The sequence below is a fragment of the Desulfitobacterium chlororespirans DSM 11544 genome, from assembly GCF_900143285.1.
Classification (GTDB): domain Bacteria; phylum Bacillota; class Desulfitobacteriia; order Desulfitobacteriales; family Desulfitobacteriaceae; genus Desulfitobacterium; species Desulfitobacterium chlororespirans.
In genome coordinates this window covers 1-16445 of sequence record NZ_FRDN01000007.1, presented here as the reverse complement: position 1 = coordinate 16445, position 16445 = coordinate 1, and the positions used below count along the sequence as shown (strand labels likewise).

The following is a 16445-nucleotide window of genomic DNA, read 5'->3' as shown; positions in this document are numbered from 1 at the left end:
GATACGGAATGGTCATGCAGGATTTAGGAGTTAGATTTTAGGGGGAAGAAAAATGTTCGGAAAAATCGTCTTGACATCCCCAGATAAGAAAACGACTAGATTATTGGAAAAGATTAGAAAGGAATATAACTTCGAAATTGATGCTTATGAAGCAACCTTTGATGATGCGGTAGAGCTCATTCGGGGTAAAGTGGCTCATCGGGAGCATTGGGATCCGATCATTGCCACCGGTGGCGCAACCCTTGGGTTGCTCCGGGACAATTTGGGAAGAATGCCTTGGGTAAATATTTTTCCAACCGAGTATGACTTGGTTATAGCTCTTGAACAGGCAAAGAAAACGAAAAAAACCATAGGGCTGTTTAATCCTGGACAAATTGATACCGAAGCGATCAAAGCCGTTTGTTCAGCGATACAGATTGACGCGCACATCTATCGATATAACAGTTGGAAGGAAGTGCTGGTTCAGGTTGAAAAGGCCTATCAGGATGGAGTAGAAGTAGCCATTGGGGCCGGAGAAAAGATTTCATCAGCTGTAGAGAGGAAAAATATTCAATATGTATCGGTAACGAGCGGTGAATATACGATTAGAAGAGCCTTTAAATATGCTCAGTTACTTGTGGATCTTAAGCGTAATGAGAAGGTCTCCCACGAATGCATCAAGACAATGGCCGATTCTACCCACGAAGGGATGATTCATTTAAATGAGAATCGGATATTGGTCAATTTTAATGCCAATGCAGCAAAGTTTTTTGGACTCCATGAGAAAGATGTGATAGGAAAATCTGTCCAGGATCTGAGCGGCTGTCCAAGCTTGGCAGCTCTGTTAAAGGATTTTGATCAGAAGCTGAATTTCCTGCACCATACTCCGAAGGGAACGATTTTGGTTAATAAAGTTCCGATTCTTCACAATCACCAATTCAGGGGCATTATGATTAATTTTAAAGAGGCTAATCAGGAAGAATGGGAAAAAATGAGAGCAACCGGGACCAAGGGATTGGTGGCCAAACATCATTTTAGAGACATCATCAACAACAACAGTAAAATGTCTGAAGTAATAACTATGGCCATGAGATATGCTGATACAGACTGCAATGTACTGATCAAAGGAGAAACCGGAACCGGCAAGGAGCTTATCTCCCAAAGCATTCATAATGGACACCGCCAACGCTCCCGTAAGCCTTTTGTGGCGGTCAATTGTGCTTCATTGGATGGCAGCCTATTGAATAGTGAGCTTTTCGGCTACAGTGAAGGGGCCTTCACGGGCGCAAGTAAGGGCGGAAAACCGGGGCTATTCGAAATAGCTCATGGTGGAACCCTGTTTTTGGATGAAATAGATAAAATGAAAAAGGATGTTCAAGCAAATCTTCTAAGGGTTCTCCAGGAGAAGGAAATTCGCAGAATCGGCAGCGATCAGGTTGTTTCTGTGGATGTACGCATCATAGCCGCTTCCAATGAGGATCTCCTGGATCTGGTCAGAAAAGGAGAATTTAGAGAAGATCTGTATTATCGTTTAAACGTCTTGAAACTAACCCTGCCCCCTCTTCGAGAAAGAAGGGGGGATATACCTCACCTCGTCAGAGTCTATCTGCAAAAGTACACCGAAAAGTATCATAAAATGAATATTGAGCTGTCTGCGGCTGTTCTTGATAAAATATCCCATTGCGAATGGTATGGAAATATACGACAGTTGAATCATTTTATAGAAAGGTGCGTTGTTCTGTGTGACGACGGAAATGATTTGCCCGAGATTATCTTAATGATGCTGGAAGAAGAATTCTCGACCCGGCCCACACTGCACGCCAGCGAGGAGGAAGAACAAGACAATGACACCATTAATGTGCGGATACGGTCCTTAGAGGAAATGAATGCAGAAATTGTTCATAGAGTAAAGGCGAAGACAAAAATCTCCAACGGTGAACTCGCATTAATGATGGGGATTAGCCGGCCCACACTGCTTAAAATGCTGAAAAGTGGCAGGTGATTATAAAATACTTTATATAAGAGGCGTATTGAGACTAAGGTTTCGATACGCCTCTTGCTGTGTTTATGCCCCCGGCAAGGGATTTAGTGCTTATTTTATTAGTGCTTTCTTTAGCATGTAAAAGTTTTTTACAGCCTTATAAAAAAATATGACAGTGTTTTTTAAAGCCGGCTTCCTGTCCGCAGCAATAAAGGCCTCAGCAGTGGAAATCAGGGGCGGAAAGGGATGGCATAAGAATTGCATAGTTAATTTTTGTACAGAAAATTCAGAATATTAGAAAAGAGGGGGGTTAGAAGGGATTTCTGCATAAGGCATCATGAGCGAAAGATGTGGCTGGGCTTGAAGAGGGTGAGGAGATCGAGATAAGGAGAGATAAATGTGAATAGAACCTATATATCCGAGGTCATAGATCAATTAGGCGTCTCAAAATACACTTACACAATGTATATTCTGGTCGGGATTGCCCTGCTTTTTGATGGATTTGATTATATGATCGTGGCTTATACCATGCCTCAGATGGCGGCTGAATGGGGACTGCCCAAAGTCCAAACGGGAAGTCTGACCTCATGGAGCCTGATCGGCTTGATCATTGGGGGATTGACTGCGGGTATTATCTCCGATCGTATCGGCAGGAAAAAAACCCTGTCCATCTTTGTGGCCATGTATTCTCTGCTGACGCTGCCTATTTATTTTGTACATAGCTTTGAAGTGTTTGCGATGTTGAGAATATTAAGCGGTATCGGTCTGGGGGCATGTATTCCTATTACGGTGACCATGATGACAGAGAGCGCGCCAACCCATAAAAGAGGTTTTTTCACCTCATCGATTATGGCCTTTTATATCTCCGGTTGGGTGGTAGCGGGTATCGTAGCCATCACCATTGTTCCGGTCTTTGGATGGCGGGTTTGTTACCTGCTCGGAGGAATACCAGCCCTCTATTCTTTGGTTTTATGGTTCAAAATGAAAGAGTCCCCTTATTGGCTTCTGAGCAAAGGCCGCGAAAAAGAGGCCATTGATGTCGTCAAAACCATCGAAATCGCCGCAAGAGGAAAAGCCGGCGAATGGCCTCTTGGACGGTTAATCACTCCGCCTGCTCCCCCTAAAGTAGGGGTAAGTATGATTTTTTCCAAAAACTATCGTAAAGCCACCCTTGCCAATTGGACAATTTACTTTATGGGATCAGTGCTAATCTATGGAATTTCCGGCTGGCTGCCCACTTTGCTGGTTGAATCCGGTTTTGGAGTAGTGAAGGGATACTCATTTGCCGTATTACAAAATATTTTTGCGATAATCGGTGCAATGAGCATTGGGTTTTTTGCCGATATTATTGGCCGCAGGTTAAATGTTTCCTTAAGCTGGTTCTTTACGGCGGTCTTCGCCATTCTTTTAGGCTTTGCGACCACCCAATGGCAGGTTATTTTGTTTATCATTATTGTCGGCTTCTTAATGAACGGAGCCTTAAGCTCGACCCAGCCCTTGTTGACGGAATCGTATCCGACGGAGTTTAGAAGCACTGGTGTGGCGTGGGCCCAGGCCTTCGGACGTTTGGGAGGGTTTTCAGGACCCATCGCGGCGGGGTTTATCCAACAGATGGGGGCAGGGTTTACAGGTCTATTTATATTTTTTGCGATTCCCTCCTTTATTGCCGCTGCAGTAGCTTTTTTCTTCGTCGTTGAAACCAAGGATAAAGCTATCGAAAAAATTGTGAGTGCCAATGTTTAAAAAACTTTACAAGGATAGCAAAAAATTTGACATAGTTTTCAGGAGCGCGGTGGGGTGTTTTCCTGGAAAGGCCAAGGAGAGAGGGTTTGCCATTCATTGACAAGTTGGCATGAGAATTGCATTGATATCAGATTAGTTAGAAAATTAGGAAAATATCTTAAAGTCGACAATTTTGGGAAAGGAGTTTTTGAAGGGTTAGAGCAATGAAGATTTGTTTAAGGGTATGAACTGCAGATGAGTAAAAAAGATTAGTAGCAGAGGGGAGATTATTAAATGGGCAGATGGAAAGAAATCGAGCGCATTCCTGCTCCGGCCTTGACACCGGTCTACGGGCCCCTTGCGGGGATGAGGGTCTTAATGACCGGAAGTATTGTGGCGGCTCCTTTTGCGGCATCGATGCTTGCGGAGTTCGGGGCGGAGGTTATTCATGTTGAGCGGCCGAATGTTGGCGATCCTTACCGTGAACAAGCTCCAATCGTTAAACGCAATGACCGGAAGATCAGTGCGGCTTGGATCCAAGAAGCCAGAAATAAATTAAGTCTGACCTTGGAGATCAATTTAAAGATTCCAGAGAGTAAAGAAATCTTTCTCTCTATAATCAAGAACTGTGATGTCTGGCTGGAGAACATGGTGTGGACGGAAAAATTGGGAATTACGGAAGAGATGCTTCTCGAAGTCAACCCCAAACTGGTCATTGCCCATATCAGTGGGTTTGGGAGACCGCAATTCGGCGGTGTTCCGGAACAATGCAACAGGCCGTCCTACGATCCCATCGGCCAGGCAGAGGGTGGATATATGTTTGTCAACGGTTTTCCCGAGCCTATGCCTCCCTCCCATGCGGCCACCTTTATCAACGATTATATGACGGCGATGTTTGCCGTTAACGGCATACTGATGGCCTATCACCATGCCCAGAAGACAGGGAAGGGTCAGGCCATTGATGTGACACAGATCGAGTCCATGAGCAAGGTTCTCAATGATACCTTTGTCCAGTATTTTGAGCTGGGCCGGGTAAGGCAGCGGAATGGCAATAAAGTAGCCATCTTCCAACCGGGGAACCTCTTCAAGACAAAGGATGAGAAATACCTTTATATCGGCGCCTATGGAGCTGCGGTATACGGGCGCTTCATCAAAGCCTTGGGTCTTGATCTCGATAAATATTCCCATGAAACCTGCGGCAATTCCATCGAGGCGATCAATTCCGAGCTGGGACTGGAATTAAATCAGAAGGCCATTGACTGGGTGGCAGCCCGTGACGCAGAGGAGGCCTTGCAGTATTTGCTCAGCCAAAAAGTGCCCAGCGGTATTGTCAGGACTTCAGCCGACCTGGCGACCAATGAGCACTACCAAAAGAGGGGGAATTTCATTGAATATACGGATGAAACCCTGGGTGAAAAAGTTAAAGCCTTTGGTTTTGCTCCCAAGCTGAGTGTGACCCCCGCCCAAGTATGGCGTGGCGCCCCCACCCTGGGTCAAGACACCGATAATATTCTCAGCAAGCTGCTGGGGTACAGCGCAAGTGAAATAGCGGCGTTTAGAGAAAAGAACGTTATCTGATTTTTAAAAAGGGTAGGGGATAGATATTGGATGGGGGAATAACGATGGGCAAAATTTCGATTTCCGATGTAGTGGATCAAATAGGCGTCTCAAAGTATACGTATAAAACCTACTTTTTAGTAGGCCTTACCCTCATTTTCTGTGGATTCAGCTATATGATTGTTTCCTACACCATGCCTCAGATGTCTGCAGAATGGGGACTGACCAAGGTTCAAACGGGGAGTCTGGCATCATGGAGTCTTTTGGGGCTGATGGTGGGCGGAATGATCGCAGGAATTATTTCCGACAGTATTGGCCGGAAAAAGGGTCTGGCCATTTTCACCATATGGTTTTCTTTACTCACCTTTCCCATTTATTTTGTTAACAGCTTTGAAGCCTTTGCTATTTTAAGGATCTTAGGCGGGGTTGGCTTTGGTGCTTGCATCCCCATCGCCATTACTTTGATGGCGGAGAATGTGCCCACGAAAAACAGAGGGTTTTTCATCTCTTCCATCATGTCCTTCTATGTTTTGGGTTGGGTCGTGGCCGGTGTGGTGGCGATTTATGTGGTTCCCACCTTTGGCTGGAGAGTGTGTTATTTAATCGGAGTGCTGCCCGTTCTCTACGCCTTCGTTTTAATGGCGGCTCTTCAAGAATCTCCCCATTGGTTATTAGGTAAAGGGAGAGAGAAAGAAGCCATTGAGGTTCTTAAGCGCATTGAGATGGTAAGCAAAGGAAAAGCCAACGACTATGCTCCGGGCAGCTTGTTCCTGCCTCCTCGCCCGAAAAAGGTTGGCGTTGGAGCCCTTTTCTCCCGGGAGTATCGCCGAGCAACCATGGCCCTTTGGATCATTTATTTTATGGGTTCCGTGGTGATTTATGGCATCAACGGCTGGCTGCCTACTCTGCTTGTGGATAAGGGGTACGGCTTGGTCAAAGGATATTCCTTCGCCGTCCTGCAAAATGTTTTTGGTGCCATCGGAGGTCTGTGTACGGGTTATGTGGCGGATATCATCGGGCGGAGAACCAATGTGATTATCGGTTGGATAGCGACCGCGGCTGCCATACTTCTGCTGGGGGTTGCCTCAAATCAGTGGATGGTAGTGATCTGCGGGATGTTGGTTGGCCTGGCTATGAACTGGGGTCTGAGCGGAACACAGCCCCTGCTGGCTGAGGGATATCCTACGGAATTCCGAAGTACGGGGGTTGCTTCGGCTCAGGCTTTCGGACGGGTTGGAGGATTTCTTGGCCCTATCGTTGCCGGGTATGTTCAGCAGCTGGGGGTAGGCTTCACCGGCACCTTTGTCTTCTTTGCCGTTCCGGCGGTGATTGCCTCTTTTGTAGCCTTATTCTTTGTGGTTGAAACCAAAGGAAAAAGTATCGAAAGAATTAGTGCCAACGCCTGACCATGATGTGTTCGTAAAGAGTGGAGAAAGAGAGTGTGAACAGAATGAGCGACTTACCAAAAGGGGGGAGCTTTCTCTTCGGGGAAACCAGGTTTCAGGATGTTTTTACCCCTGAGGACTTTACCCTTGAGCATAAGATGCTTTATCGAACGGCGATGGGCTTTGTGACGGATCGCGTTTTGGCGGTTATGGAGGAGTTGGAAGAGAAGCGGGATGGTCTGAACAAACAGCTTATCCAAGAAGCTGGTGAATTAGGACTTAATGGGCTGGATATTCCCGAGGAATACGACGGTTTGGATCTGGATAAAATCAGCACCACCATTGTTGCCGAGTGCATAGGAAAGGGCGGTTCCTTTGCCATGACCCAGGGGGGACATACCGGCATCGGCAGTATGCCCATCGTCATGTTCGGCACCCATGAACAAAAGAAAAAGTATCTGCCGGGGATCGTCAGCGGAGAAAAGGCGGGGGCCTATGCTTTGACGGAACCGGGAGCCGGCTCCGATGCCATGTCGGCGAAAACCCGGGCGGATCTGAGTCCCGATGGCAAATATTATCTGTTAAACGGAACCAAGCAGTTTATCACCAATTCCGCCTTTGCCGATCTCTTTATTGTTTATGCCAAAATCGCTGGGGATAAGTATACGGCCTTTATCGTCGATGCCGATTCCGAGGGGCTGTCCCTGGGACCGGAAGAAAAGAAGATGGGGATCAAAGGCTCCTCCACCAGGCAGGTCATCCTGGATAATGTCAAAGTACCTGTGGAGAATGTTCTGTTTGAAATTGGGAGAGGTCATATTGTCGCCTTTAACATTTTAAACTTAGGCCGTTATAAGCTTGCTGCCAATGCCTTAGGAGCTTCCAAGCATGCCCTGGAATTAGCGGCTGCCTATGCCAATGAGCGCAAACAGTTCGGGACCCCGATTGCCAATTTTGGCTTGATCAAGGAAAAGCTTGCTAAGATGGCCATTAAAACCTATGTGATGGAAAGTATGCTCTACCGTACGGGAGGTCTTTTGGACGGGATACTCCATGGCCTGGACACTTCCGGTGAGAATGGGGGACAGATTGCCGCCAAGGGAATTGAGGAGTACGCTCTGGAGTGTTCCATGAACAAGATTTTTGCTACAGAGGCTCAGGGCTATGTAGTGGATGAAGGAGTCCAAATTCACGGCGGGTACGGGTATTGTTCCGAATACAGCATCGAAAGGCTCTATAGGGATGCCCGGATTTACCGGATTTTTGAAGGAACCAACGAGATTAACCGGACGATTATTCCGATTACCTTATTGCGGCGGGCGGACAAAGGGGATTTGCCCCTCCAGGAGGCTGTCCAAAAGCTGAAAGAGTACATCGCGGCCGGGGGAGCGGCAAGAGAAGATGAAGCCGGATTGATCCAGGCAGCAAAGGATATGTTCCTGCTGACCATGGCCGCCGGCCTGCAGAAGTACGGAAAGAATCTCCAGAAAGAACAGGAGATTGTCGGCAAACTGGCAGATTTGGCAATCCAGGCTTTTGCCATGGAGAGTGCCTGGTTGCGGACCCAAAAGGCTGTGGCCAAGGAGGGTGAGACTAAGGCAAAACTGAAGGGCTGGATGACGAGTGCCTTTATTTATGGAAATATGGGCTACCTTGAGTCCATCGCCAAGGAAATCTTATCCGCTCTGGCCGAGGGTCAGGAGCTGGAGAGCTTGTTGAAGGATTTGCAGGCAGTGACCCAATGCACTTTGCGGAACACCATCGCTCTGCATAGAGATATCGCTGCGGCAGTATCCGAGGCAGGTAAATACGCGGTCTAAGGGACTACTTGCTATGGAAGCAGAGTATTCCGCTGAACGAAGTCTCGTTCTATTGGAAATAAAAAAGAGGAGGTAATATTAAAATGACAATGACAAAGATAGGGGTTTTGGGAGCAGGTTCTATGGGTGGCGGGATTGCCCACCTGGCAGCGGTGAAGGGCTTGGATGTGATTCTTTGCGATGTTGAGCAGCGGTTCGTCCACGGGGCCGTCCAGCGCATTGCCGGTTTTCTGGATAAGAGTGTGGCTAAGCAAAAAATGACGGTTGAAGAAAAAGACGCCGCTTTGCAGCGCATCACCACTACCACCAATATGGAGGATCTAGCGTCGGTTCCTTTGGTCATTGAGGCGATTTTCGAAGACATGGATATAAAAAAGACGGCCTTTCAGAAATTGGATCAGATTTGCGGCCCGGAAACGATCATTGCCTCCAATACCTCCTCCATGTCCATCACCACTTTAGCAGCAGCCACCTCCCGCCCGGATCGGGTCGTGGGTATGCACTTCTTTAATCCGCCCCTGATTATGCGTTTGGTCGAAGTCATCCGCGGTTATTACACCAGCGATGAGACGGTGGCTAGAGTATCCGATGTTTCCAGGGCCATGGGGAAAACCCCCGTTGAAGTGAAGAAGGATACTCCGGGCTTTATCGTCAACCGGATCATGATGCCCCAATTTCTGGAGGCGGTTCGCATCGCCGAGGAAGGAATCGCCTCTATCGAGGACATTGATACCGCCGTCAAGCTTGGTCTGAATTACCCCATGGGCCCTTTTGAACTCATGGACTTCACCGGCGTAGAAATTTCTGTCCACGTCTCCGATTATTTCGTTGAAGAATACAAAGATATGAAATGGAATGCGCCCCAATTGCTCAAGAACATTGTCCGGGCCGGACGCCTGGGCAAAAAGACCGGCGCCGGCTGGTACGATTATGACAAATAAGAAATAGTTCTCTGGAAATCCGTACCCTTGCTGCAGATGGAGATTAAGCTCCATCTACAGCAGAGGTGTTCCAGGACAAGTACATTTTATAGCGAGAAGAAATCAATGTTGACAAGAGGAGAACAAGATGAAGGTAGAAATGAACGTAAAAAGCATAAAAAGGCATTGTGCGGCAGGATATAAGGAAGGGGATAAGGTGATTTATTCTGAACCCAATATCACCTCCTGTGAAGGCAGCCCCCTTTGCCTATATGCGTTGAGCAGCTTCATTCCTTACCTGACTGCCTTCGGCAGGGAAACAGAAGACAAGGACTGGATTAACCAGCTTAGGGAGCTGCAATGCCCTGATCCTGCCAATACGGTGGTCTTTTCCTTGCGGCGGAATTGAATCTTATAAGGGGAGGAATGTTGTTATGCCGGAAAATAGAGTGGTCGAGCTTACCGTTTGTAATGGAGTGGGGGTTATTACAATCAATAATCCGCCCGTCAATGCTCTGACCTTAGAAGTAAGAGGACAATTGAAAGAAACCTTAAATGAAGTGGAAGAGAACACGGAGATTAGAGTCATAGTCATTACCGGAATGGGATCTAAGTGCTTTGTGGCCGGTGCGGACATTAAAGATTTTCCCAATCAGTTTAAAGAAGGTCCCCGGGAAAATGCCACCATCTACAAAGAAATGCTCTCCTATTTGGAGAATACCCCCAGACCCGTGATCTGTGCTGTCAATGGCCTTGCCTTAGGCGGGGGGCTTGAACTGGCTTTAGCTTGTGATATCAGAATAGCGGATGAAAAGGCCAAGCTGGGCCTTACAGAAGTTCTGCTCGGTCTGCTTCCGGGACTTGGGGGCACCCAAAGACTGGCACGGCTGGTGGGACCGGCGAAAGCGAAAGAACTTTTATTCAGTGGAAAAATTGTCAAAGCGGATGAGGCCCTTAGAATCGGCTTAGTCAATGAAGTTGTCCCCGCCGGTGAATCTTTGAATGAAGCTCTTAAACTAGCTGAGAAGTTGGCTAAAGGGGCCGGTATCGCCATGGGTTACGATAAGCTGTTAATCAATAAAGGCATGGAACTCAGTTTAGTGGATGCCCTGGAAATGGAAATGAACTATGTAGAAAAGGTTTTTGAGACGGAGGATCTCCGGGAAGGTCTCGATGCCTTCATCAATAAACGTGAAGCGGTGTTTAAAAATCGTTAGCCCCATAAGGAGGATACCCTATGAACATTGTGGTATGCGTTAAGCAAACGATTGATACAGAAGCGAAAATAGTTTTGAACAGCGATGGCAAAGTAGACACCAATGGGGTCACTCTGGTTATCAATCCTTTAGATGAGTATGCCATTGAAGAGGCTCTCCGGATGAAGGAGAAATTTGGCGGTGAAGTAACCGTGGTCACCCTTGGAGGAGAAGAAGCTACGGCGGCCATTCGCGGCGCCTTAGCTATGGGTGCCGATCAAGCGATTCACATTAAGGACCCTGCCCTGGGGGAGGTGGATGAGGGCATAGTCGCCGCTATACTGGCCAAAGCGGTGGAGTCCCTCCCTTATGACCTCATTTTAACAGGAGTTATGGACACAGATATGGGTTCGGCTCAGGTTGCAGTGCGTATGGCTGAAAAATTGGGGCTTCCTTCCATCAGCAGTGTCACTAAATTGGATATTAACGGCAGTCAGGCAACAGCCCTGCGGGTTATCGACGGCGGACTGGCAACCCTTGAGGTCACACTTCCCGCAGTCATAACCGTAGTTCAAGGGATCAATGAAGTTCGTTATCCATCCGTCGCCGGAATTATGAAAGCGAAGAAAAAACCATTGACCACCGTTAAACTAAGGGATTTAGGACTGAGTGCCCCCGACTTGGCGCTGCAGGCAAAGGTTACTCACTATACTTTGCCTGCCCCGAGAAAAGGCGGCAGAATACTTCCTGGTGAAGCAGCAGAATCCACTCGTGAATTGGCACGCCTGCTCCGCGAGGAAGCTAAAGTTCTCTAATCAGATGAGGAAACACTGTAAAGGAGCGAGTCGTATGCCGAAGGGAATCTGGATATTTGTCGAACATGCTGCCGGAAAAATTCGCAAAATATCCTTGGAACTATTAAGTCAAGGACGGAAAATTGCCGACCAGACGGGAGAGCCTCTAATAGCGGTCATTGCCGGGGAAGGGACCTCCCCTTTAGCCCAGGAAGCCGCTGCCTATGGAGTTGACCAGGTCTACTTGCTGGACTCCCCACAATTGGCTCAGTACACCACCGGTGCCTATACTTCCGCACTGACTAAGCTTATTCGGGAAAAAGAGCCTCAGGCTTTTCTTTTAGGCTATACAGCAGTTGGAAAAGACTTGGCTCCCCGCCTTGCCCAACGTCTGGGAGTGGGTCTTGCTTCAGACGCCATCGACATTGAAGTGGATCCGGAAAAGTTCCTGATCTATAAACGCCCTGTTTATACGGGCAGTGCCCATAGCTTTGTCGAGATCGTGACCAGACCAAGCCTTGCTACGGTAAGGGCCAAATCTTTCCCAGTGGCGGAACCGGCTCCTTCCAGGCAGTCCGAGGTCATTGACGCGACGGTAACTGTCGATCCAGAAGATCTTCAGGTTCTTTTGAAGAATGTGGCTCTTTTGGTCACCAGCCGTCCGGCACTAACTGAAGCGGATTTTGTGGTCTCTGGTGGCCGGGGGATGAAAGCCAAAGAAAACTTCGCCATCCTTGAAGAGTTAGCCGATGTGATAGGGGGAGCGGTAGGAGCTTCGCGAGCAGCCGTGGATTCCGGTTGGATCGATAACCAGTTCCAGGTCGGACAGACGGGGAGCATTGTCGCCCCTACCTTGTATGTGGCCTGCGGGATCAGCGGAGCGATTCAGCACATAGCCGGTATGGGGGCAGCCAAGTTTATTGTTGCCATCAATAAAGACCCGGAAGCCCCAATTTTCAGCGTGGCCGATTATGGTATTGTAGGGGATTTGTTCGAGGTGGTTCCGCTGCTTACAGAAGAATTCAAAAAGCTGGTCAGCGCCTAAAGAGACAGGTGGAAAAGGAGAGGGGGATCTCAAATAGCTACGCGGGTACTTTATTGGAATATTGACGGGCATTGGCTCATTTATCCTCTGGCTGTGATTACTTTGGCAATTTTTTTCTACGGCTATTACCGGCGTTATCGTCTCTGGAAAATGGGACAGCCTGAAAAGCGTTGGCCGGGGCTGTGGCAAGGGATTAAAGATGTGTTGATTTACGGTTTTGGGCACAAAAGAATTCTCAAAGAAGGATATCCGGGTCTCATGCATGCCATGATCTTCTGGGGATTTGCCTTGCTTTTCTTTGCCACCTTAATTGTGGCTATCCAGGCAGACTTTGGACTGCAAATTTTCCGAGGACCCCTTTATCTCTTTATTAAAGTAACGGCCAATCTTTTTGGCTTATTGGCTCTGCTGGGAATCCTTATGGCCCTTTGGCGGCGTTATGTTATCCGCCCCCGAAGGTTGGATAATACCAGGGATGATGCCATCATTCTGGCCTTGATCCTGGTGATTCTGGTAACCGGATTCATCGTGCAAGGGCTCCGGATGGCTATCGAGCCGGATCCCTGGGCAACTTACGCCTTTATGGGTTATATAATGGCTCCCTGGTTGGCAAGCTTCTTTAGTGAGGCGACCCTGTTATCCTTGCACAAAATAATTTGGTGGATTCATCCCATCCTGGCCTTTACCTTGATCGCTTATTTTCCTTATTCCAAGCTCTCCCATATCCTGTTGGCTCCGGCCAATCAGGCATTGCGCCATCATGGTCCCCCAGGCGTGCCGGAGCCCATCGATTTTGAAGATGAGAGCATCGAAACTTACGGCAAAAGCAAGCTGCGGGAATTCAGCTGGAAAACCCTGTTTAACACCGATGCCTGTGTGAAATGCGGGCGCTGCCAGGATCATTGTCCCGCCTATTTGAGCGGCAAACACCTCAATCCCAAACAGGTGATTCAGGATATGCGCGTTCATATGGAAGAGGTGGGCAAAGCCTATGAGAACTATCGGAAGAAGCATCCGGCCACGGCCGTTGAAGGGGGAGCCGGCCTGCAGGAGACCGCTGCAGCGGTCCAAGGAAGTACTGGGCAGGAAAATTTGCCCAGTGAAGAAGAACTGGGTCTGCCTGAGCTTATCGGTCAGGTGATTTCAGAAAATGACATTTGGGATTGTACCACTTGTCGTTCCTGTGAGGAGCAGTGTCCGATCTTTGTGGAACATGTGGACAAAACCGTGGCCATGCGTCGGAATCTGGTTCTCATGGAAAGTTGCTTTCCCCCGGAAGCCCAACTGGCCTTCCGCAATATGGAAAATAACGGCAACCCATGGGGAATTGGCTGGAGTGCCCGGGCCGACTATCTACAAAGTTTGGATGTTCCCACCCTGGCCGAGAACCCTGAGGCGGAAATCCTCTATTACCCGGGCTGTTCCGGAGCCTTTGACGGGCGGAATCAGAAGGTTTCCGCAGCCATAGTGAAGCTGCTGCGAAAAGCACAGGTCAATTTTGCCATCCTCGGTAATGAAGAAAAATGCTGTGGGGATTCGGCCCGCCGTTTGGGGAATGAGTACCTTTTCTACTTCTTGGCTCAAGAGAACATTGAGGTGCTGAATGGCTATGGGGTAAAGAAGATTCTTACTCAATGTCCCCACTGTTTCAACTGCCTAAAACACGAATACCCCCAGTTTGGAGGGGATTTTGAAGTCGTTCATCATACGGAATACCTGAATGATCTGCTCAGTTCGGGACGTCTGCAGCTCAATCAGGGGATAGAGGGAGCAGATGAGCGCCGGATCACTTACCACGATTCCTGCTATTTGGGACGTTATAACAGTATTTATCAGGCACCCCGCCAATTATTGCAGAAGGTTGGCCTTAAGCCTCTGGAAATGACCCGTGCCAAGGAAAAGAGCTTCTGCTGCGGAGCGGGTGGCGGTCGCATGTGGATTGAGGAGCATGAAGGAGAAAGAATCAATATGATGCGTACTGACGAGGCCATCGCCTTAGGGGTAGATAGGGTGGGCACAGCCTGTCCCTTCTGCTTGACCATGATCAGCGATGGGGTCGCTGCACGAGAAGCAGGGGAGCGGGTTAAGGCCTTGGATATTGCGGAAATTTTGGTGGAGAAGATGTCCTGAATCCTCAGCAGGTATAAGTCCTGACCAAGAAGCTCTATTTAAATTAATTTAACCATTAATAATTAGGAGGTTGTTATTATGTATTCAAAAGCCTATATTCCTTATGGTGGTTATTACAGTACCCCATTCGCCCGTTGGCAGGGAGTCCTTCAGAACGAGCATTCCGTTGAATTGGCGGCAGCTACGGCTAAACGATGGTTTGCATCCAAAGGAATCGATCCGAAGATCTTTGAATACTTGGTTTTGGGGAAAACCATTGGACAATTGCATACATTTTATGCGGCTCCATGGGCGGCTGCTCTGATGGGGGCTCCGGATATTCCCGGCCTGCATATTACCCAAGCCTGCTCAACCTCCACCACATGCCTGAGCCAAGCGGCTTCCAGTATTGAGACCGGTCTCTATGACACCTCATTTTGCCTGCTCGCCGACCGGGCTTCCAATGGCCCCTTCACCCTTTGGCCTAATCCCATGGGCCCCGGTGGTGAGCTCATTAAGGAAAGTTGGATGATGGACAACTTTGCTGCCGATCCTTGGGCGGGCTCAGCAATGATCCAAACGGCTGAAAATGTGGTGGCCAAAGCCGGCGGAATTACCAAGGAGGATGTGGACCGGGTCACAGCCAGACGTTACGAACAATATAATGATGCTTTGGCCAATGACAGAGCTTTTCAAAAACGCTATATGTTCCCTGTGGAATATAAAATCAGCAAAAAGAAAACAGGCATCCTTGAAGGGGACGATGGTGTCACTGATTCAACTTATGAGACCTTAGCCCCGTTGAAAGCGGTTATTCCCGGAGGAGTACATTCCTTCGGTGCCCAAACCCATCCGGCTGATGGCAATTGCGGGTTAATCGTCACAACGCAAGATAAAGCCCGGGAACTGAGTAAGGATAAAAACATCAAGATTCAAATTCTTGCTTATGGTTATGCCCGTGCTGAGAAAGCTCATATGGCGGCAGCTGTAGTTCCTGCCTCAAAAATGGCTTTGGACAAGGTAGGTATCGGAACCAAAGACTTGAAAGCTATTAAATCTCACAATCCTTTTACAGGAAATGATTTGTTTATGGCCAATCAAATGGGTCTGGATGTCATGAATATGAATAACTACGGCTGCTCACTGGTTTATGGGCATCCTCAAGGGCCGACGGCCGGCCGGACCATTATTGAAATGGTTGAAGAACTGGTAATGCTGGGAGGCGGTTATGGTTTGTTCACAGGATGCGCCGCCGGCGACACGGGTGCTTCCCTGGTCATTAAGGTCTCCTGATAGGGAAACGGCGCACCGTGACTCTGCATGGTATTGCTTAACATTGCGGTTTCCATGATGGTCGGATGCAACTTGTCTTGCTTAGAGTGTTTGGAATGGATTGTTCTATAGTTGCTGAAAGTAAGGGAGTGCCGCAAGCTATTAAAATAGCTTTTTCGGCACTCTCTTTTAAGGCTCAGATTCGATTGGCAGACTCAAATTAAACATAGATAAAAAAGATAATGAACCATGCATATTTTTCAAAAAAAACAACATGATAAAAGGGGTTGACAAAGTTTGATTACTCTGGTAAAGTCTATAAATGTCGCCACTAAGTGCGGCGGCCAGTAACTAGTCACTAATCGAAAGATTATGTGATGAAAAAATAACAGTTGACGGAACTCGTCAAAAATGTTAAGATGAATCTCGTCGCTGAAAGCGGCAAAACAAAGATGGTCTTTGGTCGCTTCTCGCCGTCCGTGGCTACAGCGACACCCAGACCGTCCATGGTCTTTGAAAACTAAACAACAAGGAACAGCCAATGACTCGTCAAATAAGAGTAAGAAATTTGAGCAATCAAATGTTCTTCATAAATTTTATGGAGAGTTTGATCCTGGCTCAGGACGAACGCTGGCGGCGTGCCTAACACATGCAAGTCGAACGGA

Annotated in this window: 12 protein-coding genes and 1 rRNA gene; all 13 read left to right on the top strand. The window is 48.1% G+C overall.

All coding sequences use genetic code 11. The annotated features are described in order from the left end of the window. Window positions 1-52: 52 nt before the first annotated feature. Complete coding sequence (locus tag BUA14_RS10750; RefSeq protein WP_072772616.1) at window positions 53-1981, top strand: sigma-54-dependent Fis family transcriptional regulator; 1929 nt, start codon at window positions 53-55, stop codon at window positions 1979-1981. 378 nt (window positions 1982-2359) lie between these two features. Continuing rightward, entirely contained in the window at window positions 2360-3703 is a 1344-nt protein-coding gene (locus tag BUA14_RS10740) for an MFS transporter (RefSeq protein WP_072772615.1), read from the top strand. 273 nt (window positions 3704-3976) lie between these two features. Next, window positions 3977-5260 carry a CaiB/BaiF CoA transferase family protein gene (locus tag BUA14_RS10735; protein ID WP_072772614.1) on the top strand — a complete coding sequence of 428 codons (1284 nt, stop codon included), beginning with the start codon at window positions 3977-3979 and terminating at the stop codon, window positions 5258-5260. A gap of 44 nt (window positions 5261-5304) precedes the next feature. Then, entirely contained in the window at window positions 5305-6645 is a 1341-nt protein-coding gene (locus BUA14_RS10730) for an MFS transporter (protein WP_072772613.1), read from the top strand. A gap of 44 nt (window positions 6646-6689) precedes the next feature. Then, on the top strand, window positions 6690-8444 hold the full coding sequence (locus BUA14_RS10725; RefSeq protein ID WP_072772612.1) for an acyl-CoA dehydrogenase family protein: 1755 nt from the start codon (window positions 6690-6692) through the stop codon (window positions 8442-8444). Window positions 8445-8527: 83 nt separating this feature from the next. Then, entirely contained in the window at window positions 8528-9385 is an 858-nt protein-coding gene (locus BUA14_RS10720) for a 3-hydroxyacyl-CoA dehydrogenase family protein (RefSeq protein ID WP_072772611.1), read from the top strand. Between the two features lie 127 nt (window positions 9386-9512). Next, window positions 9513-9773 carry a TIGR04076 family protein gene (locus BUA14_RS10715; RefSeq protein ID WP_072772610.1) on the top strand — a complete coding sequence of 87 codons (261 nt, stop codon included), beginning with the start codon at window positions 9513-9515 and terminating at the stop codon, window positions 9771-9773. Between the two features lie 25 nt (window positions 9774-9798). Beyond that, window positions 9799-10581 (top strand): enoyl-CoA hydratase, encoded by a 783-nt coding sequence (locus BUA14_RS10710; protein WP_072772609.1) that lies wholly within the window; start codon window positions 9799-9801, stop codon window positions 10579-10581. A gap of 20 nt (window positions 10582-10601) precedes the next feature. Next, window positions 10602-11375 carry an electron transfer flavoprotein subunit beta/FixA family protein gene (locus BUA14_RS10705; protein ID WP_072772608.1) on the top strand — a complete coding sequence of 258 codons (774 nt, stop codon included), beginning with the start codon at window positions 10602-10604 and terminating at the stop codon, window positions 11373-11375. Between the two features lie 34 nt (window positions 11376-11409). Beyond that, a complete protein-coding gene (locus BUA14_RS10700; RefSeq protein WP_072772607.1) occupies window positions 11410-12399 on the top strand; it encodes an electron transfer flavoprotein subunit alpha/FixB family protein in 990 nt (329 codons plus the stop codon). Between the two features lie 33 nt (window positions 12400-12432). Next, window positions 12433-14529: a heterodisulfide reductase-related iron-sulfur binding cluster gene (locus BUA14_RS10695; RefSeq protein WP_072772606.1), complete on the top strand. Its 2097-nt coding sequence runs from the start codon at window positions 12433-12435 to the stop codon at window positions 14527-14529. Between the two features lie 78 nt (window positions 14530-14607). Continuing rightward, on the top strand, window positions 14608-15801 hold the full coding sequence (locus BUA14_RS10690; RefSeq protein ID WP_072772605.1) for a thiolase family protein: 1194 nt from the start codon (window positions 14608-14610) through the stop codon (window positions 15799-15801). Between the two features lie 574 nt (window positions 15802-16375). Continuing rightward, window positions 16376-16445 (top strand): 16S ribosomal RNA (locus BUA14_RS10680); the annotation flags it as partial.

Coding starts and splice junctions, on each gene's coding strand:
- BUA14_RS10715 (WP_072772610.1), top strand. CDS start 9,513: ATGAAGGTAGAAATGAACGTAAAAAGCATAAAAAGGCATTGTGCGGCA.
- BUA14_RS10690 (WP_072772605.1), top strand. CDS start 14,608: ATGTATTCAAAAGCCTATATTCCTTATGGTGGTTATTACAGTACCCCA.
- BUA14_RS10710 (WP_072772609.1), top strand. CDS start 9,799: ATGCCGGAAAATAGAGTGGTCGAGCTTACCGTTTGTAATGGAGTGGGG.
- BUA14_RS10750 (WP_072772616.1), top strand. CDS start 53: ATGTTCGGAAAAATCGTCTTGACATCCCCAGATAAGAAAACGACTAGA.
- BUA14_RS10725 (WP_072772612.1), top strand. CDS start 6,690: ATGAGCGACTTACCAAAAGGGGGGAGCTTTCTCTTCGGGGAAACCAGG.
- BUA14_RS10705 (WP_072772608.1), top strand. CDS start 10,602: ATGAACATTGTGGTATGCGTTAAGCAAACGATTGATACAGAAGCGAAA.
- BUA14_RS10700 (WP_072772607.1), top strand. CDS start 11,410: ATGCCGAAGGGAATCTGGATATTTGTCGAACATGCTGCCGGAAAAATT.
- BUA14_RS10735 (WP_072772614.1), top strand. CDS start 3,977: ATGGGCAGATGGAAAGAAATCGAGCGCATTCCTGCTCCGGCCTTGACA.
- BUA14_RS10730 (WP_072772613.1), top strand. CDS start 5,305: ATGGGCAAAATTTCGATTTCCGATGTAGTGGATCAAATAGGCGTCTCA.
- BUA14_RS10720 (WP_072772611.1), top strand. CDS start 8,528: ATGACAATGACAAAGATAGGGGTTTTGGGAGCAGGTTCTATGGGTGGC.